The organism is Streptomyces parvus (assembly GCF_032121415.1).
Taxonomy (GTDB): domain Bacteria; phylum Actinomycetota; class Actinomycetes; order Streptomycetales; family Streptomycetaceae; genus Streptomyces; species Streptomyces globisporus_A.
On the sequence record NZ_CP135079.1, the window covers coordinates 3,668,927 to 3,689,067 of the forward strand.

Below are 20,141 nucleotides of genomic sequence, written 5' to 3' on the forward strand. Positions count from 1 at the left end.
CCTAGTTCCCCCCGCCGCCCTGCTGCTCCTGCTGCCGGGCGCGCTCCTCGGCTGAGGGCCCGAACGTGTCGTCAACGGACCGGTCGAAGGCTTCCTGATCCACCCCGAACAATTCGTTCAGCTGGTCCGCCTGACGCCCGCCATTCCCTTCCGTGACGAGCGCCCGCCCGGTGTCCTTCCAGGTCTGCCCGGCCTCGTCCGATGCCCGCTCGAAGGACTCGCGGCTGTAGTCGGGGCTCAGATAGTCCGGGGTGAGCACATCGCCCCACCCCTGCTTGACGATCTCGTCCTCCGAGGCATGAGGATTCCCGACGCCCGCGTTCACGGCGATCTTCAGAGTGCCCTGGACGTACTGGTCCCCCTCCCACACGATCCCCGCGGCCAGCCCGAGCTTGGCCGCGATCGCGTTGGCGTCCTGGACGAGGGCCCGAACACCCCATTCCCACCGCTCGCAGAAGTCCTCGAAGTCCACGGACAGCCCGTGATGCCCGGCCTCCATCCCGGTCATCGACAGCTCGGACAGCCCCTTGCCCAGCACGGCCCCTGTGCCGTCCCCGATCTCCCTCAACTCGGCCACGGCCCCGCGCAGCCCGCTGGTGATCTTCTGAACGCTGACCGGATCGACGTTGAGGTCCTCGGCCCCCGTACCGCTCACAGGTCCCGCCCCTCGTTCCGGTCCCGCCCGCCGGGGGCTACGGCACCGGGTACGCCGGCATCGACGGCGACGACGTCCGGCACGATCCCCACGACCGGCGGGAAGAGCATCGACCCGTCCGGATCGGCCACGTTCACCGCGACCCCGGCCGGTACGCCCATCGCCGGAATGACCTCGTCCAGCAACCGGGCCCCGCGAAACGCGGCGTACGCCCAACTCCTGGAGCGGCCCCGGCCGTCCCCTCGACCACAGCCCGCTCCTCGGCGAACCGGGCCAGCGCGGCCTCATCGGTGAACCCGCACACCCACCGGATCCCACCGAACTCGGCGGTCCACAAACCGCCCCGGTCGTACGGCACGAGCACCGGGGCCCGCCGCAGCTCCCCCACCAGGGCTTCCGGGTCACCGACCCCGGCCCGCCGCTCGGCTATTCGATCCACCAGCGCTGCCTCGTCACCCACCGGAAGCCTCCCCCGTACGCGGCTCGTCACCCTTCCCTTCCGCACACGTTAGGACACCACGCCCATCCGCAACCACGCGGTTCCAACCGTCCGCACGGCCTCCACACACGACGCCGAGCCGAGGCCGAACGCAAGAAGGGCCCTGGTCTACGACCAGGACCTTCTTCAAAGAGCGGGTGACGAGAATCGAACTCGCGCTCTGAGCTTGGGAATCAGCGGTCCTTAAGTTGCTGCAGAGGCTCTGACATGCGATTTCGGGGTGGTCAGATCAATGGCTTTCGGTCTCTGGGAGCCATATCCGACCGCTGTTGTCCGCTCCGCTGGGCACGGATGGGGCACGAGCAGAGGGGCAAGGGGTCCTCATGACCAAGCCGAGCAGTCCTCCAGCGAGATCTCCGCGATGGCCGCGTCCGTCACAGTCTCCAAGTTCGGGATGTAAGGGCGAACATCAGGAAGAGGGGTGCAGAAGGTGACATTCGAGGTGAGCAGGGCCTCCTCGGTATCGGCGAAGGAGAGGGAGACATACGCCTTGACCTGAGTGTCGCGGAACTCCTCCTGTGCCTTCCTGAGGCAGGCGCACGCATACGCCAGGCATCTCCGGACGAGAAGGGGCGTGCGTTCACCCGGTGCGGCCGGGAGGTCGTAGTCGGTCATTCCCCTCCCGTTGATCGTTGTCTCCTCCGCGAGCCGGTCGACGTAGGTGCCAGATGTTTCCGGACGGAGATCGGTCAGTACGCGCCCACCGGCGGCTGTGACGGACCACCCGCGCTCCACGACTTCACGGAACATGGGGGGGATGTCCTGATCGCTCAGGTTGGTGATCTCTGTCGTCCGCAGGATCTCCCGCATCCGAGGGTTACTCCGCATGCTTATCCCTCGCCGAGTGCGGCGAGCCCCTTTCTGATCCCTGCGATGAAGCCCGGATTGTTTCCGACGGCTTTCTCGACGCTGCGTGGAAGCCCTTCGAATTTTCCGGTCTCGAAGTCGTACTGGTACTTCGCGCCCTTGTTGCTCTGGTCCTGGAAGTGGAGCTGTCCCGGTCGTCCGCCGGGGTCCGGGTTTTCCACGTCGATCCGGTACGGTCCATGGTTCCACAACGTCTTGCTGGTGATCTGCGTGCCGTTGGCCCCGATCATCCCCTTGGCATCAGGGTCCTTGACGCCGTAAAGCTCGCGATTCCCCTCGATTCGCCTCTCGACGACGTCAGGGTGATAGGGATCCCTCTCGAAGCCCGGTGACGAGGTGTAGCCCTCGCGGAGAGGGTCGTACGGGGCGAGGCCGAGCGGGTCGCACCACCGATAGGGGTTGTGGACGTAGGCGACCGGGTTGGGAGCGGGGCCGAGACCGAGCGGGTCCGGAGTGAGGTAGCGGGCGGTTTCCGGGTCGTAGTGGCGGTTGACGTTGTAATGCAGACCCGTTTCCGGATCGTGGTACTGGCCGGGAAGGCGCAGTGGGGTGTGAGCGGTGCTGTCCCTCGCCCAGGTGGTCGTTCCCCAGAGAGAGCTCCGCGTGCGCCAGGCGAGATCGCCGGACTCGTCGATCAGCTCCGTCGGTGCGCCGATCAGATCGGTGACGATGGCGAAGTACCGTTGATCGATGGTCGACTGGGTGGCGTCCCCGGCCAGGATGCGCTCGCTCTGTGCCAGTGGCCGCACTCCTTGGTGGTCCCACGTGAGGGCGACGGTGTGGGGCATGTCCGCCGAGGTGGTGGTCTGCTCGCAGAGGGTGAAGCCGTCCCAGGTGAACCTGGTCTCCTCGACCACGGTCTGCCCGTCGTCGCCCAGTCGCTGCTTGCGGGTACGCCGCCCCAGCGCGTCGTATGCGTAGCGCCAGCGAGTGCCGTCCGGGGTGACGGCCTCCGTGAGGCGGTCCTCGGCGTCCCAGGTGTACCGCCATGTGTCGGGTTTCCGGGACAGCCTGGTCCTCTGCCGCAGGGTGATGCGGCCGAGCGCGTCGTGTTCGTAACGGGTGTCTCCCGCGCGTGTGACGACAGTGCCCTCGTAGGAGCGGGAGCCGTTGGCTGCGCCGCCCGCTTGGGACGGCGGCCACGAAGCCGCCGTCTGGTTGCCGGCCGAGTCGTACGCGTACGTCTCTCTCCAGTCCGCCGCGGTGACTGCGGTTACTCGGCCTGCGGCGTCCAGCCGGAACGACCTCGCGCCACGTGCGGTGTCGTCCAGACCTAGGAGATGTCCGTCCGGCCGGTAGCTGTAGGTGCGACTGATGAGCGTTCGGGTGGCGTTGACGAAGCGCTCGGCACAGAGACGGCCTGCTTCGTCGAAGCTCGACGTGAGCGTCACCATGTCACCGAAGGAACGCTCGCGTTCGCGGCCGTTCGCGTCGTAGTCGAAGGCGATCCGATGACCGTCTGTGGTGAGATGGGCGAGACGGTCTGCGTCGTCGTACCCATAGGTCGTGAGCCGCCCCGTGGGAGTGACGCGGCGGCTGCGGCGGCCCCGGGCGTCGTAGGCGTACGTCATGACCTGACCGTCGACCATTTCTGTCTTGACCCGGCCCGATCGGTCGTACTGGTAGATCAGCTCGCTCTGCGGGGCGGCGGCCCGGATCATGCGCCCGGCCTTGTCATAGGCGTACGTCGTGATCTCTCCCGCCACGTTCTTGCGGATCACGCGGCCCAGCAGATCGTGCTCGTAATCCACCCTGTCACCCAGCACGTCGGTCCGGCTGGTCACCTGACCGGCCGGGTCGACGCCGTACGCAAGGGTGCGACCGTCGAAATCCGTCTCGGCTATCAGCCGCCCAGCCGGATCGTAGGTGTACGACCAGGCCAGGCCCTGCGGGTTGACGACCGTTGTCAGACGCAGATCGGCGTCGTGGACGAACGTGTGGCGGGTGCCGTCCGGTCCTGTGCGGGCGGAAAGCAGGTCGAAGTGGGTGTACTCGAAACGGCTTGTACCGCCCGCGGGGTCGGTGTGGGTGAGCCGGTTGCCCTCACCGTCATAGCTCCAGCTCTCCACCACACCGCCGGGGCCCGTGCGTCGAGCCAACTCGCCGTTGGTCGTCCACTCGAACTCCGTGACGGCTCCCAGCGGATCCTCCATCCGTACGGGACGGCCGAACGCATCCAACTCGAAGCATGTCGTGGCCCCGAGCGGATCGGTCACACGGAGGGGGGATCCCGCGGAATCACACTGGACCTCCGTCACGGCCCCCAGCGCGTCCGTGACGGAGACGTACCGGCCGTGGTTGTCGTACGAGTAGCGCGTGGTGTGACCGGACGGGCCGGTGAGCGCGACGCGGTTGCCTCGGTCGTCGAACTGCTGTTGCCAACGGGTGCCGTCCGCAAGGGTGTAGGTGGACCGAAGACCCGTCGCGTCCCGCTCGCTGTGATGTTCGCTGCCGTCGGGGCGGACGACGGTGGTGAGTCGCCCTTCACTGTTATGGACGAAGGAGGTGGTACGGCCCAGCGGATCGGTACGGGACACCAGGTTGCCGTGCGTGTCGTACGCGAAGCGGGTGGTGTGCCCGAGCGGGTCCGTGGAGGCCACGACGCGGCAGTGGCCGTCGATGAAGTAGCGGGTGGTGTGCCCCTGCACGTTGGTCAGCGTGGTCACGCGGTGGCCGGTGGCCGGATCCGGTTCGCTGTAATCGATGACGACCTGCAGATGCCCGTGCTCGCCGCCTTCAGCGGTGACGCGGTCGCGGTCGTCGTAGGCATAGTCGTAGCGACGACGGTTGGAGTCGATCCAGGCCGTGATCCGGCGGTGGTCGTCGTACGTGAACGTGAGGGTGGCGCCGGAGGGCTTGGTGACGGTCGTGAGGTTGCCCTCTGTGTAGCCGTAGGACCTGACGGGGAGCGCCGCCCCGTCCTTGTCCCGCAGGGACACCCCGGTGACCCGCGCTTCGACGGTGGCCAGGGCGAGGTGGTAGCCGGCGGAATGTACCAGCGCCAGGGGTGTGCCGTCGTCGGCCCGATCGAAGCTGATGGTGTTGCTGTTACGGTCGCCGATCTGGATGAGCCAGGCGGTTCCGTCCTGACCGGGCTCTGCTCCGTTAGGGGCGGCGAAGTGCTTGGTCAGACGGTTGTCGGGGTCGGTGAGGGTGTAGTCGCCGGCCTCGTCGCGGCTCAGGGTGCTCCGTGAGGTCCCGGATTCCGGAAGCGTGGTCGTCCCCGGCACGGGGTGCGGGTAGGTGACCAGCAGACCGTCGTCGGTGACGTGGATGACGCCGCCGGCATCGACCTCCAGGCGCTCGTCGACGGTGGAGGACCAGGAGGGGCCGAAGAAGCGTCCGACGGTGTACCCGGACTCGAAGCGGCGCGTGAACGTCAGGGGCAGTACACCGGGGAGCACCACATCGGTCTGGGGGAGGAACATGCGACCGGAGGCGAGGTCGACGGGGTCGGTGTCCCCGCTGGCGCGCTCGCTGTCGGGTCGGTTGTGGGTTCCTTCGGGTGAGCGGTTCTCCAGCTTGCGGGCGTCGGAGGCGATGTCGGCGGCCTCCTTCACCACCCGCGCACCTTTGACGCCTGCCCCGGCGCCGCCGGTGGCAACGGTGAGAGCGGCATCGGGCAGGAGCCGCCCGAATCCTTCGGCCGGGTCCTTCATGAAGTCGCTGACCATCTGTTTGCCGGTGCCCCAGGGGTCGTTGGCGACCCGGACGAGCCCGGCGGCGGTGTTGTTGAGCGCGAGCCCGTACTCGGCGGGGTGGGTGATGTTGTACAGATCCACGGGATTGACGCTGCGCGCGAAGGTCAGGATGCCTGCCGCGCCCTTGACGACGCCGCCCGCGAGATGGGTCTTGATCACCTGGTACTCGGCGAGCCCGTCCACGGCCTGCTCGGCGTAGCGCGGCTTCTGAGGGGCGGCGTCCCGGGCCGCGGTCACGGCCTTGCGGGCGGTCTCGGCGGCGGTGTTGCGCTGTTTGCGCGCCTCGGCGAGCAACTCCTGGGCTTCGTTCATCCGCCCGGTGCCCGGATCGCTGAAAGTGCCCGGCTTGGGCGGCAGGGTGGAGGGGTCGCGGTCGTCGGCGGGCTTGGCGTTGTAGGCGTCGACGGCCTTGTTGTACGTATCCGCCATCGCGTTGTACGCGTCCCGGGCCTCCTCCGACGCCTTGGTCCCGGCCTTCCACTTGTCGATCGCGGTCTGCGCCTGACCCTGGGCCCACTCCACGGTCCCCGCGAAGGCGTCGAGCGCGGCGGCCGCCTTCTCGAAGGCGTCGGCGGCCTTGAACCACTTGGGCGGCTCGACCGACACGGAGTTCCGGAACGCGTCCGCCGCCTGACCCTTGATCGCGGACGAGTCCACGCCCTTGAGCCCGCCGCCGACCTTGTCGAACGCGCCCTGGAGCTTACGGAGGTGGGTTGCGGTGGACCGGATCTCGGACGGGCTGCCGTAGATGAGCTTGGTCTTGTCCTCGGTCTGCCCGAGGTCCATCTCGTCGACCTCGGCGCCCATCCGGTTCGCCACCGACCGGGACTTTTCCCGGACCCAGTCCGCCCCGGACTCCCAGCCGGCGTCCTCCAGCCGGTCGCCGGTCCAGTTCCCGGCATCCTCGACCCGGTCACCGACCCACTCGACACCGTCCTCGACCACGTCCTCGACGACGTCGGGCGTGACGTCCCGGACGAAATCCCCGATCCCCATGACCTAGTTCCCCCCGTCCTGCTCCTGCTTTCGGGCCCGCGCCTCAGGCGACAGCCCGAAAGCCTCGTCCACGGACCGGTCGAACGCCTCCTGATCCACGCCGAACATCTCGTTCAGCTGGTCCGCCTGGCGTCCTCCGTTCCCTTCGGTGACGAGCGCCCGCCCGGTGTCCTTCCAGGTCTGTCCGGCCTCGTCCGATGCCCGCTCGAACGACTCGCGGCTGTAGTCCGGACTCAGGTAGTCCGGGGTGAACACATCGCCCCAGTCCTGCTGGACGATCTCGTCTTCTGAGGCATGCGGATTCCCCACGCCCGCGTTCACGGCGATCTTGAACGTCCCGTGGACGTACCGGTCCTCCTCCCACACGATCCCCGCCGCGAGCCCCAGCTTCGCCGCGATGGCGTTGGCGTCCTGGACCAGCGCGCGGACGCCCCACTCCCACCGCTCGCAGAAGTCCTCGAAGTCCACCGACAACCCGTGGTGACCGGCTTCCATCCCGGTCATCGACAGGTCCGAGAGCCCCTTGCCGAGCACCGCGCCGGTACCGGTACCGATCTCCCTCAACTCGGCAACGGCCTCACGCAGCCCGCTGGTGATCTGCTGAACACTGACGGGATCGACGTTGAGGTCTTCCGCCCCCGCACCGCTCACCGCTGCTGCCCCGCGCCCGGGACGTCCGCGTCGACGGCGACGGCATCCGGCACGATCCCCACCACCGGCGGAAACAGCATCGACCCGTCCGGGTCGGCCACGTTCACCGCGACGCCGGCCGGCACACCCATGGCCGGGATGACCTCATCCAGCAACCGAGCCCCCCGGAACACGGCATACTCCCAACTCCGCGAGGTGGCCCCGGCCCCCTCCACCACAGCCCGCTCCTCCGCGAACCGGGCCAACGCCGCCTCATCGGTAAACCCGCACACCCATCGCACCCCGCCGAACTCGGCGGTCCACAGCCCACCACGGTCGTAGGGCACCAGCACCAACGTCCGCCGCAGCTCACCCACCAAAGCCCTCGGGTCACCGACCCCGGCCCGCCGCTCGGCTATCCGCTCCACCAGCGCTGCCCCGTCACCCACCGGAAGCCTCCCCCGTACGCGAGTCGTCGCCCTTCACTTCCGCACACGCTAGGACACCACGCCCACCCGCAACCATGTGGTTCCAGCCGTCCCCCACAGCCCCACACCACGGACCGCCGCCGAACACGAAGAAGGCCCGGGTCGATGGCCTGGGCCTTAGTCGTGGAGCGGGTGACGAGAATCGAACTCGCGCTCTGAGCTTGGGAATCAGCGGTGCTTGAGTGTCGAGAAGGGCTCTGAACTGCGCTTTTCTGCGAGGAAGCTGGGGTCGCCATGGTCTCTGGGGGCTGTACCTGACCGCTGTTGTCCGCTCGGCTGGGGACGGATTGGGGCACGAGGGCGGCGGTGCAGCGGACCCTGGCAAGGGGCGTGCTCGGGGTGGGGCGGCGCGTCAGAGAGGGATGATGCGGACTTGGTTTCCGCAGAGTTTGGTCATGTCGTCGCTGTCGGAGGTGAGGAGGGCGACGGGTTTCGGCTGACGGAGGGCGACCTCGGCGACTGTGGCGTCGATGGCGTACTTGTGTCCGTGCAGTCCGGCACCTTTGAGAAGTTCCGCTGCTGCTTTCGCCGCTTGTTCGGTGACGGGCTCTACCTTGACGCGGGACAGGGCCCAGTTCAGGCGAGGCATGTTGGTGCGGGAGTGTGTCACTTCCACGATGGTGTTGGCCCCGATGACCAGGTCGGCTCCCATGTCGTGGAAGACCTGCAGCATCGCGAGGAGCTTGCGGTCCTGCGCGATCCAGGCGGAAAGTCCTTCCGAGTCCAGGACGACGGTCTCGACACGCTCGCTCACGCGGCATCCGCGCCCGTGGAGGTGCCAGCGGAGCCGAAGATCTTCGCGCGGGCTTCGGCGAGCTCCTCATCGCTAAACGGCCCGTGCTCCTCCTCGTGACGGCGAAGGTCCTCGCCCAGGAGCTGGTGCCGGATCTGACGGGCTACGGCTTCCGCCACGTATCCGGAGACGTTGTCCGTGAGCTTGCGGAGCTCCGCCACCTGGTCGCTGGGGAGCGTGACGGTGATGCGAGTCGTTGAGGACATAAGTCCAAGCATACTTGAGTATGCACACGCTGGCTCGGGTTTCTGGTCCCCAGCCTTGACGCCAGCGGTCGCAGGTTCCGGGTGACATGGGCGCGATCACTCACAGGCTGTCCCTGGCGAGTGACGCTACGAGCCGGTGCCGGTGGACGGCAAGCAAAAGGCCCGAGTCATTGACCAGGGCGCTTTCGTCGTGGAGCGGGTGACGAGAATCGAAATGGCGCTCTCAGCTTGGGAATCACCCGGCCTTCGACCATTCGCATGGGCTCCGACCTGCTGAAATGTTCTCCGATGGTGAGGTACTGACTGGTGTCCGTTCCTTTGGTGGCCGCTGTTTACCGCTCCTCCTGGCACGTTCTGGCACGGCTTCCTGCGCGGTGGCATGGGGAGATTTGGCAGGGGGTGTGCGTTGCCCAGGGGTACGGCAGTTGCTCAGGTGGAGGCCGAGAGCACCTTGATCGCAAAGGGACGATAGTCGTCATCGCTTGGCTCCGCGACGTATCCAAGTGCCCCCAGCATGCAGAGGATCGTCGATGCCATCCGCTCGTGAATGCGGCCCGCGGATGCGATCACCGGGTCATCGAACCGTTGTCCCCGGAGAGCCTCGCTCGTCGCTTTCCGGAGGGAAGGGTGTACCTCCCAGTGGAGCCAGATGCCGCCTGCGGCGTCGTCGAATTCATCCACTTCGACTCTCAGGCCGCCGGCCGAATTCTCCCGGTACTGATTCTGCTGGCCGGATATGACGAGCCCGGATCGGGCCAGGTCCGCCGCAACTGCTGCGGCGAGCCCCCGGAGGCGGTTGACCTCGCTTGGTCCGAGTGGCCGCAGCCCCCATTCGTTCTCCTCCGCCATGGCGGACACGGTACAGCCGAGGTTGGTGGGGGGCCGCGGAGCCGGACCCCTCAGCCGCGTGCCGGCCGTTTTGCCTCGGTTGGTGCGCACCGAGCGCGTCCGACGGCCGGGCGACGCCGGGCGGAGACAGGGCCCTCTGTTGTCCGGACCCCTGAACTGGTCCGGACAACAGAAAACCCCGGGCCGCTGGCCTGGGGCTTTCATGTGGAGCGGGTGACGAGAATCGAACTCGCGCTCTGAGCTTGGGAAGCTCATGTTCTACCATTAAACTACACCCGCGAAGCATGCCGATCACCGGCTCTGCATCGTTCCACACTGTACCCCATGTCAGGCCCCCGGCGGATGCGCCGAGGGGCCTCTCTGTCGTGTGGACCGGGGCAGGGGAAAGGTGGACGGGGGCGTGAAGGGCGGGAGTTGGGGGCGTAGCGTGGGTGGTCGGAGTGCCGCGTGGAGTGGCGTCCTGTTCATCCCCTAATGTGGCTTTCTCGTCCAGATGCGGTTGGGGAAGGGACTTGATGGAGTCGATGGAGCGCACCGTCGTCCGCTGTGCCGAAGGGCACGTTTTCACTACCTCGTCGTTTCCGATGCAGCAGCTCGGGGCCGACAGGATCGGGCCGGGGCGGTTGATCCGGTGTCCCCGGTGCGCCCGGTTGCGGCAGGCCGTTCCGGTGGCGTTCGAGAAGCGGTAGGCCGGGCGAAGCGGCAGCCGGCGGTAGTGGAGCGGCAGCCGCAGAGACGTGGAGCAGGGGCGCGCGGGTGGTCCGGTTGGGGCGGGCTCGCGCGTTCTGCGTATCCTCGGGGCGTGCTTCTCTCAGACAAGGACATCCGGGCCGAGATCGACGCCGGGCGAGTCCGTATCGATCCGTACGACCCTTCGATGGTGCAGCCGTCGAGCATCGACGTGCGGCTGGACCGCTACTTCCGGGTGTTCGAGAACCACCGGTACCCGCACATCGATCCGGCGGTGGAACAGCCCGATCTGACGCGGACCGTCGAGCCCGAGGGCGATGAGGCGTTCATCCTGCACCCCGGCGAGTTCGTGCTGGCTTCCACGTACGAGGTGATCTCGCTCCCGGATGATCTGGCCTCGCGGCTGGAGGGCAAGAGTTCGCTCGGGCGGCTCGGGCTGGTGACGCACTCGACGGCCGGGTTCATCGACCCCGGGTTCTCCGGGCACGTGACCCTGGAGCTGTCGAACCTCGCCACGCTGCCGATAAAGCTGTGGCCGGGGATGAAGATCGGGCAGCTGTGCCTGTTCAAGCTGAGCTCGTCCGCCGAGTTCCCGTACGGGTCCGAGCGGTACGGTTCGCGGTACCAGGGGCAGCGGGGGCCGACGGCTTCGCGGTCCTTCCAGAACTTCCATCGGACCCAGGTGTGATCGACCATGGCTAGTGACGTGCGGGAAAACCTTACCTACGAGGGCTTCGGGCGCGCCGTGCGTGAGCTCGCGCAGGCCGTCGCCGATGACGGGTACGAGCCCGATGTCGTGCTGAGTATCGCGCGGGGCGGGGTGTTCGTCGCCGGCGGGCTCGCCTACGCCCTCGACTGCAAGAACATCCACCTCGTGAACGTGGAGTTCTACACCGGGGTCGGGACCACCCTGGAAATGCCCGTCATGCTGGCGCCCGTCCCCAACGCGATCGACTTCTCCGACAAGAAGGTCCTGATCGCCGACGATGTCGCTGATACCGGTAAGACGCTCAAGCTCGTCCACGACTTCTGCGTCGACCATGTCGCCGAGGTCCGCAGCGCCGTCATCTACGAGAAGTCCCACTCCCTCGTGAAGTGCGAGTACGTGTGGAAGAAGACCGATCAGTGGATCAACTTCCCCTGGTCGGTCGAGAAGCCCGTCGTCCGGCGGGACGGGCAGGTCCTGGACGCGTAGTCCCGTCGCCCGTCCGTCAGGACTCGTGGGACCCGTGATGCAGAAGGCCCCGGAACGCGGAAGCGTTCCGGGGCCTTCTGCATCACTCGCTCAGATCGTGCCCAGCTTGATGATCGACAGCAGTGCGATCAGCTGGATCGCCGACGCTCCCAGCGCCTTCGGCCACGGCAGGTCGTGCGACTTGCTCACCATCGACGTGAACAGCGCGCCCGCCGCCAGCCAGGTCAGCCAGCCCACGATCTGGACCAGGGAGTTCTCGCCGCCCAGGAAGAGGGCGAAGAGCAGGCGCGGGGCGTCCGTCATCGACATGATCAGCATCGACAGGCCCACCGTCGGCTGCCACGAGCCCGTGCCGCCGAGCTGGCGGGCCAGGGTGTGGGTCACCGCGCCGAGGACCAGGCCGCCGATGACGAAGCCGACGCCGGTGAACAGGACGTACGGGATGGCCGTCGAGATCGTCGCGTTGATCGCTTCTTCGCGCGCCTGGTCGAAGCCGAAGAGCGCGAGCAGGCCGTAGAGGAACGTGATGACCAGCGCCGGGCCCCAGACCGGGTAGTCCCGCATCTGCCAGAACGTCGGTCCCGGGCGCATCACGATGCCGCTCAGCAGTTCCTTCCAGCGCAGCCGCGGGCCCGCCGGCTGGGCGGGGGCGGCACCGGCGCGGTAGGTGTTGCCGTCGCCGTACGGGTCCTCGTCGACGCGGAACGCCTGCGTGTGGCCCGGATTGTTGGCGTACGGGTCGTGGGGCGCGGGGTCCGTGTACGGGTCGCCGAAGTACTCCGGTTCGCCGTGGCCCCCGGGTCCGCCGCCCTGGCCGCCGTGTCCGTGTCCGCCCTGGCCCTGGTAGCCGCCCGCGTTGTACGGGGCGCCCTGCGGGGCTCCGTACGGCGGTGGCGCCGCGCCGTTGCCGGGGCCTCCTTGCGTCGGCCACGGCTGAGCACCGTACGGCGGCTGTGGTGCCTGCCCTCCGTACGGCTGCTGCCGCTGCTGCTGCGGTTGTTGCGGGGTGCGGTTGTCCCGGCCGCGTCCGATCCTGAATCCAGCCACCCGTCGAACGTACCTGGTCCCCGGGGGCGGGGGGTGGGGGCCGGGGGAACCGGGGCGCCATTGCGGCCGAGCTGTGACATCCCCTAGGGGCCGCGCCCCGGGCCCCCGGAGGGGGAGTTCAGGGGAGGAACAGCGCCGTGGAGAAGGTGACGAGGGGCTGGTCCGTGGTACCCGCCGGGTAGAGCGCGATCAGGTCCTGCCGCTCGCCCCGGTACGTCCGCACCACCGTGTCCGGCTTCTTGTCGCCGTCGTAGTCGCCGTGGTTCAGGAGGGCGGTGCGGGTGGCGCCCGTCGCGTTCAGCGGTGCGGTGGGGAGGTCCTTGGCCGCGAACGCGTACGCGCCGCCCGGGCGCGCCGGGCCCTTCGCGGAGCCGAGGAGGAGGGTGCCCTTGCCCGCCCGTCCCGGGGCGTGCGGGCGGGCCGCCGCGACGAGGTCGTCGTAACCGTCGCCGTCGGTGTCGGACCGGGGCTCGGGGGCGTAGAGATACGGGCCGCCGTCGGGCAGCAGTTCCGCGCTGCGCGGGGCCCCGGTGCGGGTGAAGGGGCCGTGCAGGAAGGTGACCTGGCCGGCGCTGGCGGTGACCGCGAGGTCGGCCTTCCCGTCGCCGTCGAAGTCGCCGCAGACCGGCTGCTCGGGCCACTCGTTGCCGAACCGGGCCTGCTGCGGGATGCGTACGGTGACCGCCTTGCCCGTCAGCCCCTGCGGGGAGCCGAAGAGGATCTGGAGCGGTACGGGCGGGGCGCCGATGCCGTTGTACGGGGGGTCGGTGGAGACGATCAGGTCGGTGAAGCCGTCCCGGTCCAGGTCGCAGGCCGACTCGGCGTCGAAGGCGGCGGGCAGGGTGTCGCCGGACTTCGCCGCGTTCACCCGGGCGCTCAGCAGTTGCCGGGTGGAGGGGTCGAGGGGGCGGTCGCGGTCGTCGGAGCCGTACACGACGCCGATGCCCGCGTCGTCGCCGTGGCTGTCCTCGGGCGCCTTCACCAGGTCGTCGACGACCAGGTCACGGTGTCCGTCGCCGTTGAAGTCGTACGGGACGCGGCTGCCGGTGCCGCGGGGGACGGGGGCGCTCACCGTCTCCGCCCGGGTCCGTGCCTGTGCCGGGGGCGGGGTGTCGCCGTTCTTGCCGTCGGACGCGGAGGACGGGCCCGAACAGGCCGTGAGCGCCAGCAGCAGGGCCGTACAGCCGACGGCGAGGGAGGCCGCCACCCTGCTGGTGACCGCTGCCTGCGGGTGCTCGGTGCGGGTGTGTGGGCGCACGGGGGCCTCGTTCGGTGTTCGTCGAGCTGTGGCCCCCCGGTCGGCGCCGGGGAGGTGTCCCGGACGCCCTGGCGGGCTTCTCCGGGGCACATGATGCTCCAGATACGTCGTCGCGTACATGTCCGAGTTCACAGTTCCTCTGCGGCGGTCGTCACGTCGGCCCCCGGCCGCCCGGGCCCGGGCACGACGAAGCGGCCGGTCCTGCCCCCGAGGCAGGTCCGGCCGCTTCGTCGCGCCGATGCGTTACGTCACTGTGCCGGTTCCGGCTCCGGTGCGTCCACCTGCTCCGGCTCACCGGTCGGGTCCATGGGCGTCTTCACGGACTCCAGGAGGAGCTGCGAGACGTCCACGACCTGGATGGACTCCTTGGCCTGGCCGTCGTTCTTCTTGCCGTTGACCGAGTCGGTCAGCATGACGAGGCAGAACGGGCAGGCGGTGGAGACGATGTCCGGGTTGAGGGCGAGGGCCTCGTCGACGCGCTCGGTGTTGATGCGCTTGCCGATCCGCTCCTCCATCCACATCCGGGCGCCGCCGGCGCCGCAGCAGAAGCCGCGCTCCTTGTGGCGGTGCATCTCCTCGTTCCGCAGTCCCGGGACCTTCGCGATGATCTCGCGCGGCGGGGTGTAGATCTTGTTGTGCCGGCCCAGGTAGCACGGGTCGTGGTACGTGATCAGGCCCTCGACCGGGGTCACCGGGATCAGCTTGCCCTCGTCGATGAGGTGCTGGAGCAGTTGGGTGTGGTGGATGACCTCGTACTCGCCGCCGAGCTGCGGGTACTCGTTCGCGATCGTGTTGAAGCAGTGCGGGCAGGTCGCGACGATCTTCTTCGACGACTTGGGCTTCTTCGTCTCCGGGTCGTCCTCGTCCTCGCCGTACGCCATGTTCAGCATGGCCACGTTCTCCTGGCCGAGCTGCTGGAACAGCGGCTCGTTGCCCAGGCGGCGGGCGGAGTCACCGGTGCACTTCTCGTCGCCGCCCATGATCGCGAACTTGACGCCCGCCATGTGCAGCAGTTCCGCGAAGGCCTTGGTGGTCTTCTTGGCCCGGTCCTCCAGGGCGCCCGCGCAGCCGACCCAGTACAGGTAGTCGACCTCGGTGAGGTCCTCGACGTCCTTGCCGACGATCGGGACCTCGAAGTCGACCTCCTTGGTCCACTCGACGCGCGCCTTCTTGGCGAGCCCCCAGGGGTTGCCCTTCTTCTCCAGGTTCTTGAGCATCGTGCCCGCCTCGGACGGGAACGCGGACTCGATCATCACCTGGTAGCGGCGCATGTCGACGATGTGGTCGATGTGCTCGATGTCGACCGGGCACTGCTCGACACAGGCGCCGCAGGTGGTGCAGGACCACAGGACGTCCGGGTCGATGACGCCGTTCTCCTCGGCGGTGCCGATCAGCGGGCGCTCGGCCTCGGCGAGGGCGGCCGCGGGAACGTCCTTGAGCTGCTCCTCGGAGGCCTTCTCCTCGCCCTCCATGGTCTTGCCGCCGCCTGCCAGCAGGTAGGGGGCCTTGGCGTGCGCGTGGTCGCGCAGCGACATGATCAGGAGCTTCGGCGAGAGCGGCTTGCCGGTGTTCCAGGCGGGGCACTGCGACTGGCAGCGGCCGCACTCGGTGCAGGTGGAGAAGTCGAGGATGCCCTTCCAGGAGAACTGCTCGACCTGGGAGACACCGAAGACCGCGTCCTCGGCCGGGTCGTCCCAGTCGATCTCCTTGCCGGCCGTCGTCATCGGCTGGAGCGCGCCGAGCGCGACCTCTCCGTCGGCGTTCCGCTTGAACCAGATGTTCGGGAAGCCGAGGAAGCGGTGCCAGGCGACACCCATGTTGGTGTTGAGCGAGACCGTGATCATCCAGATCAGCGAGGTGCCGATCTTGATCATCGCGGTGAAGTAGATGAGCGTCTGGAGCGTGCTGATGCTCAGCCCCTTGAAGGCGAGCACCAGCGGGTACGACACGAAGTACGCGGCGTCGTAGCTCTCGACGTGGTGGATCGCGCCCTCAAGGCCGCGGAGCACCAGGATCGCGAGGCCGATCGTCAGGATGACGTACTCGACGAAGTACGCCTGCCAGGCCTTCGAACCCGCGAACCGGGACTTGCGGCCGGCCCGGGAGGGCAGGTTCAGCAGCCGGATCACCATCAGCGCCACGATGCCCACGACCGTCATCAGGCCGATGAACTCGATGTACATCTCGAACGGCAGGAACGTGCCGATGATCGGCAGCACCCAGTCGGCCTGGAAGAGCTGGCCGTACGCCTGGAGCAGTGTGGGCGGCAGCGTCAGGAAGCCGATCGCGACGAACCAGTGGGCGAAGCCGACGATGCCCCACCGGTTCATCCGGGTGTGGCCGAGGAACTCCTTGACCAGCGTGATCGTGCGGGCCTTGGGGTGGTCGGTGCGGCTGCCTGCTGGTACGGGCTGGCCCAGGCGGACGAAGCGGTAGATCTGTGCGACGGCTCGGCAGATGAGCGCAACGCCGACGACCGTCAGCACCAGCGACACGATGATCGCGGCGAGTTGCATGAGTGGGGCTCCTCGGGCCTGCGAGAGCGGGATCCGGTTGGTTGCGTGATACTGCCCGCTACTACTAAGCAGTAACTTATTTAGTCTGTGCTGACACTATCCACTTAGTCCACCCTCCCGCAGGCGGGCGGGCGGTGATCTGCGTCGCTCAGGTGTGCCTTGGTTCGGCGGGCCTTCCGGAGCCGGTCCCGCAAGGGGTTGCGGGCGGCTTCGGCGAGGATCGCCAGGTCGAGCACCACTCCATGGTGCTCTGCGTAGTGCTGGTCCAGCAGGGCGGGGTCGTCCCACGGCATGCCCGAGCGGGCGCGCACCTGCGCCAGACCGGTCAGTCCCGGCCGCAGTTCCTGCCGCCACCGCCGGGCGCCGGACCCGGTGGACCGGGGGTCGCCGGGGGCCAGCGGGGCGGGGCCGACCAGGGCGAGGTCGCCGCGCACGACGTGCGGCAGCCGCGAGAACAGGTCCAGACGGAGTCTCCGGGTCCGCAGGGTGCGCAGCTCGAAGACCCGGCCGCCCAGGCCCGTCCGGGGCCGGTGGTCCCAGGCGCCGCCCGGGGTGCGCCGCGCGGTCAGGACGAGCGCGGCCACGGCGACGGCGGGGCAGGTCAGGGCCAGCAGTGCGGTGCCCAGCACCAGGTCCAGGGTGCGTTCGGCCGTCGTGCGGGGGAGGGCGCGGTCCGCGAGCCGGCGCACCCGGTCGGTGAGGCCCGCGAGGCGTGCGGCGGGGCGGGAGGGGAAGTGGCCCCTCTCCGTGCCGGACTCGGCCGCGTACGCGTGTGGGCGCGGCTGCCCTGTGCCTCCTGTCCGGCTTCCCGTCCGCCGGTTCTCCGGTCGCGTCTGCCGTACGTGCCGCTTCCTCGCGTCCTGCATCGCGCCCGCCCGGGGTTCGAGGTTCGATGGGGTTCTGATGGGTGACGATCCACGCTGAAACCTGCCGGTCGGGGACGGTTGTGGCCGTCTCGCGGCAATTTGTGACAGAACGATCCCATGGTGGGACGGTGGGTCGGGGGGTGCGCGAGGGGCGTGGCGTGCGCCGGTGCGGTGGTGTGGCGGGCGGATCGGCGCAGATAAGTTCCACGTAAGCATTTAAGTTGAGCCTGCTCGGCTCAGGTCTGTTGACTCACGGGCGGGCGTCATGCATTCTTGAGTCAGATCCACTCAAGTAATCCGTTGGAGGAATTGAAATGGCACGTGCGGTCGGCATCGACCTGGGCACGACTAACTCCGTCGTCAGCGTTCTCGAAGGCGGCGAGCCCACCGTCATCACCAACGCCGAAGGCGCCAGGACCACGCCGTCCGTCGTCGCCTTCGCCAAGAACGGCGAGGTGCTCGTCGGCGAGGTCGCCAAGCGCCAGGCGGTCACCAACGTCGACAGGACCATCCGCTCCGTCAAGCGCCACATGGGCACTGACTGGAAGATCGACCTGGACGGCAAGAGCTTCAACCCGCAGCAGATGAGCGCCTTCATCCTGCAGAAGCTGAAGCGCGACGCCGAGTCCTACCTGGGCGAGAAGGTCACCGACGCGGTCATCACCGTCCCGGCGTACTTCAACGACTCCGAGCGTCAGGCGACGAAGGAGGCCGGCGAGATCGCGGGCCTGAACGTCCTGCGCATCGTCAACGAGCCGACCGCCGCCGCCCTGGCGTACGGCCTCGACAAGGACGACCAGACGATCCTCGTCTTCGACCTCGGTGGCGGCACCTTCGACGTGTCCCTCCTGGAGATCGGCGACGGCGTCGTCGAGGTGAAGGCCACCAACGGTGACAACCACCTCGGTGGTGACGACTGGGACCAGCGCGTCGTCGACTACCTGGTGAAGCAGTTCGCCAACGGGCACGGCGTGGACCTGTCCAAGGACAAGATGGCTCTCCAGCGTCTGCGCGAGGCTGCGGAGAAGGCCAAGATCGAGCTCTCGTCCTCGACCGAGACCACGATCAACCTGCCGTACATCACGGCGTCCGCCGAGGGCCCGCTGCACCTGGACGAGAAGCTCACGCGCTCGCAGTTCCAGCAGCTGACCGCGGACCTCCTGGACCGCTGCAAGACCCCGTTCCACAACGTCATCAAGGACGCGGGCATCCAGCTCTCCGAGATCGACCACGTCGTTCTCGTCGGTGGCTCCACCCGTATGCCCGCCGTCGCCGAGCTCGTCAAGGAGCTGACCGGCGGCCAGGAGGCCAACAAGGGTGTGAACCCGGACGAGGTCGTCGCCATCGGCGCCTCGCTCCAGGCCGGTGTCCTCAAGGGCGAGGTCAAGGACGTCCTGCTCCTCGACGTCACCCCGCTGTCCCTCGGTATCGAGACCAAGGGAGGGATCATGACCAAGCTCATCGAGCGCAACACCACGATCCCGACCAAGCGCTCCGAGATCTTCACGACGGCCGAGGACAACCAGCCGTCCGTCCAGATCCAGGTCTACCAGGGCGAGCGCGAGATCGCGGCGTACAACAAGAAGCTCGGGATGTTCGAGCTGACCGGTCTGCCGCCGGCCCCGCGCGGTGTCCCGCAGATCGAGGTCGCCTTCGACATCGACGCCAACGGCATCATGCACGTCGCCGCCAAGGACCTCGGCACCGGCAAGGAGCAGAAGATGACCGTCACCGGCGGCTCCTCGCTGCCGAAGGACGAGGTCAACCGGATGCGCGAAGAGGCCGAGAAGTACGCGGAGGAGGACCACGCCCGCCGCGAGGCCGCCGAGTCGCGCAACCAGGGCGAGCAGCTCGTCTACCAGACGGAGAAGTTCCTCAAGGACAACGAGGACAAGGTCCCCGGCGACGTCAAGACGGAGGTGGAGACCGCGGTCGAGGAGTTGAAGGAGAAGCTCAAGGGCGAGGACACCGCCGAGATCCGTACGGCCACCGAGAAGGTCGCCGCCGTCTCCCAGAAGCTGGGCCAGGCGATGTACGCCAACGCCCAGGCCGAGGGTGCGGCTCCGGGTGCCGAGGCCCCGGGCGACGGCCAGGCCAAGGCCGATGACGACGTCGTCGACGCCGAGATCGTGGACGACGAGAAGGACACCAAGGGCGGTGCGGCGTGACCGAGGAGACTCCGGGCTTCGAGGAGAAGCCCGACGTCCCCTCCGGCGCCACCCCTGATGACGCCGAGCCGAAGGCTGCCGCTCCCTCCGAGGAGGAGGCGGCGGCCCCGGCCGGGGACACCGATGCGACCGTCGGTCTGACGGCGCAGCTGGACCAGGTCCGTACGGCGCTGGACGAGCGCACCGCAGACCTCCAGCGGCTCCAGGCCGAGTACCAGAACTACCGCCGCCGCGTCGAGCGGGACCGGGTCACGGTCAAGGAGATCGCTGTGGCGAACCTCCTGTCCGAGCTCCTGCCCGTCCTCGACGACGTCGGCCGCGCGCGGGAACACGGCGAGCTGGTCGGCGGCTTCAAGTCGGTGGCCGAATCGATGGAGACCGTCGTCGCGAAGCTGGGCCTCCAGCAGTTCGGCAAGGAGGGCGAGCCCTTCGACCCGACGATCCACGAGGCCCTGATGCACAGCTACGCGCCGGACGTCACCGAGACGACCTGCGTGGCGATCCTTCAGCCGGGGTATCGCATCGGCGAGCGCACCATCCGCCCCGCGCGGGTGGCCGTCGCCGAGCCGCAGCCGGGCGCCACGCCCGCCGCGGCGAAGGAAGAGAAGAAGGCAGACGACGAGGAGAGCGGTGGCACCGAGGAGGTCTGACGGCGACACGTCTGATCACCGCGGTGCACACCGACCGGCCCGGCGGCCGGCCCACGGGCCGGCCGCT

The 20,141-nt window shown here is 68.4% G+C and carries 16 protein-coding genes, 1 tRNA gene and 1 pseudogene; 4 read left to right on the top strand and 14 right to left on the bottom strand.

Going from position 1 to position 20,141, the window contains the following annotated elements; translation table 11 throughout:
- Position 1: 1 nt before the first annotated feature.
- The 10 genes and pseudogenes from RNL97_RS17465 to RNL97_RS17510 all read right to left on the bottom strand — a co-directional run bounded on the left by RNL97_RS17465 (position 2) and on the right by RNL97_RS17510 (position 9,963).
- Complete coding sequence (locus RNL97_RS17465) at positions 2 to 655, bottom strand: hypothetical protein (protein ID WP_030578865.1); 654 nt, start codon at positions 653 to 655, stop codon at positions 2 to 4.
- Positions 652 to 1,115, bottom strand: a pseudogene (locus RNL97_RS33120) (hypothetical protein). The gene RNL97_RS17465 and the pseudogene RNL97_RS33120 overlap by 4 nt, the downstream one beginning before the upstream one ends.
- Positions 1,116 to 1,475: 360 nt before the next feature.
- Complete coding sequence (locus RNL97_RS17475) at positions 1,476 to 1,964, bottom strand: hypothetical protein (protein WP_030578861.1); 489 nt, start codon at positions 1,962 to 1,964, stop codon at positions 1,476 to 1,478.
- A gap of 20 nt (positions 1,965 to 1,984) precedes the next feature.
- Positions 1,985 to 6,718: a putative T7SS-secreted protein gene (locus tag RNL97_RS17480; RefSeq protein ID WP_313750925.1), complete on the bottom strand. Its 4,734-nt coding sequence runs from the start codon at positions 6,716 to 6,718 to the stop codon at positions 1,985 to 1,987.
- A gap of 3 nt (positions 6,719 to 6,721) precedes the next feature.
- On the bottom strand, positions 6,722 to 7,369 hold the full coding sequence (locus RNL97_RS17485; RefSeq protein WP_243314504.1) for a hypothetical protein: 648 nt from the start codon (positions 7,367 to 7,369) through the stop codon (positions 6,722 to 6,724).
- Entirely contained in the window at positions 7,366 to 7,797 is a 432-nt protein-coding gene (locus RNL97_RS17490; RefSeq protein ID WP_030578855.1) for a hypothetical protein, read from the bottom strand. The genes RNL97_RS17485 and RNL97_RS17490 overlap by 4 nt, the downstream gene beginning before the upstream one ends.
- 391 nt (positions 7,798 to 8,188) lie before the next feature.
- A complete protein-coding gene (locus RNL97_RS17495) occupies positions 8,189 to 8,590 on the bottom strand; it encodes a DNA-binding protein (RefSeq protein WP_313750926.1) in 402 nt (133 codons plus the stop codon).
- Positions 8,587 to 8,835, bottom strand: coding sequence for a type II toxin-antitoxin system CcdA family antitoxin (locus RNL97_RS17500; protein ID WP_030578848.1), 249 nt, complete (start codon positions 8,833 to 8,835; stop codon positions 8,587 to 8,589). The genes RNL97_RS17495 and RNL97_RS17500 overlap by 4 nt, the downstream gene beginning before the upstream one ends.
- Positions 8,836 to 9,264: 429 nt before the next feature.
- Positions 9,265 to 9,684: a hypothetical protein gene (locus RNL97_RS17505; RefSeq protein WP_243314509.1), complete on the bottom strand. Its 420-nt coding sequence runs from the start codon at positions 9,682 to 9,684 to the stop codon at positions 9,265 to 9,267.
- A gap of 205 nt (positions 9,685 to 9,889) precedes the next feature.
- Positions 9,890 to 9,963: transfer RNA gene (locus RNL97_RS17510), tRNA-Gly, on the bottom strand.
- A 523-nt stretch (positions 9,964 to 10,486) separates the two neighbouring features.
- On the opposite strand from RNL97_RS17510, the gene dcd reads away from it, so the two are divergent.
- Positions 10,487 to 11,062: a dCTP deaminase gene (gene dcd, locus RNL97_RS17515; RefSeq protein WP_030578791.1), complete on the top strand. Its 576-nt coding sequence runs from the start codon at positions 10,487 to 10,489 to the stop codon at positions 11,060 to 11,062.
- A gap of 6 nt (positions 11,063 to 11,068) precedes the next feature.
- Positions 11,069 to 11,569, top strand: a complete 501-nt coding sequence (locus tag RNL97_RS17520) for a phosphoribosyltransferase (RefSeq protein WP_018514097.1) — start codon at positions 11,069 to 11,071, stop codon at positions 11,567 to 11,569.
- A gap of 90 nt (positions 11,570 to 11,659) precedes the next feature.
- Here the strand turns inward: RNL97_RS17520 and RNL97_RS17525 are convergent, their stop codons facing one another.
- From RNL97_RS17525 to RNL97_RS17540, 4 genes are all read right to left on the bottom strand, one after another.
- Positions 11,660 to 12,616, bottom strand: coding sequence for a Yip1 family protein (locus tag RNL97_RS17525; protein ID WP_030578784.1), 957 nt, complete (start codon positions 12,614 to 12,616; stop codon positions 11,660 to 11,662).
- A gap of 118 nt (positions 12,617 to 12,734) precedes the next feature.
- Positions 12,735 to 13,874 carry an FG-GAP repeat domain-containing protein gene (locus tag RNL97_RS17530; protein WP_313750927.1) on the bottom strand — a complete coding sequence of 380 codons (1,140 nt, stop codon included), beginning with the start codon at positions 13,872 to 13,874 and terminating at the stop codon, positions 12,735 to 12,737.
- A 248-nt stretch (positions 13,875 to 14,122) separates the two neighbouring features.
- The gene (locus tag RNL97_RS17535) at positions 14,123 to 16,390 is read right to left on the bottom strand and encodes a (Fe-S)-binding protein (protein ID WP_030578778.1); all 2,268 of its coding nucleotides are present in this window, start codon (positions 16,388 to 16,390) and stop codon (positions 14,123 to 14,125) included.
- A 104-nt stretch (positions 16,391 to 16,494) separates the two neighbouring features.
- Positions 16,495 to 17,256: a sugar transferase gene (locus tag RNL97_RS17540; protein WP_030578776.1), complete on the bottom strand. Its 762-nt coding sequence runs from the start codon at positions 17,254 to 17,256 to the stop codon at positions 16,495 to 16,497.
- Between the two features lie 314 nt (positions 17,257 to 17,570).
- Here RNL97_RS17540 and dnaK point away from each other — a divergent pair, with 314 nt between their 5' ends.
- Positions 17,571 to 19,424 carry a molecular chaperone DnaK gene (gene dnaK / locus RNL97_RS17545; RefSeq protein WP_030578774.1) on the top strand — a complete coding sequence of 618 codons (1,854 nt, stop codon included), beginning with the start codon at positions 17,571 to 17,573 and terminating at the stop codon, positions 19,422 to 19,424.
- The gene (gene grpE / locus RNL97_RS17550; RefSeq protein ID WP_030578771.1) at positions 19,421 to 20,074 is read left to right on the top strand and encodes a nucleotide exchange factor GrpE; all 654 of its coding nucleotides are present in this window, start codon (positions 19,421 to 19,423) and stop codon (positions 20,072 to 20,074) included. The genes dnaK and grpE overlap by 4 nt, the downstream gene beginning before the upstream one ends.
- Positions 20,075 to 20,141 lie beyond the last annotated feature (67 nt).

Coding starts and splice junctions, on each gene's coding strand:
- RNL97_RS17480 (WP_313750925.1), bottom strand. CDS start 6,718: ATGGGGATCGGGGATTTCGTCCGGGACGTCACGCCCGACGTCGTCGAG.
- dnaK (WP_030578774.1), top strand. CDS start 17,571: ATGGCACGTGCGGTCGGCATCGACCTGGGCACGACTAACTCCGTCGTC.
- RNL97_RS17535 (WP_030578778.1), bottom strand. CDS start 16,390: ATGCAACTCGCCGCGATCATCGTGTCGCTGGTGCTGACGGTCGTCGGC.
- RNL97_RS17540 (WP_030578776.1), bottom strand. CDS start 17,256: ATGCAGGACGCGAGGAAGCGGCACGTACGGCAGACGCGACCGGAGAAC.
- RNL97_RS17500 (WP_030578848.1), bottom strand. CDS start 8,835: ATGTCCTCAACGACTCGCATCACCGTCACGCTCCCCAGCGACCAGGTG.
- RNL97_RS17520 (WP_018514097.1), top strand. CDS start 11,069: ATGGCTAGTGACGTGCGGGAAAACCTTACCTACGAGGGCTTCGGGCGC.
- RNL97_RS17505 (WP_243314509.1), bottom strand. CDS start 9,684: ATGGCGGAGGAGAACGAATGGGGGCTGCGGCCACTCGGACCAAGCGAG.
- RNL97_RS17475 (WP_030578861.1), bottom strand. CDS start 1,964: ATGCGGGAGATCCTGCGGACGACAGAGATCACCAACCTGAGCGATCAG.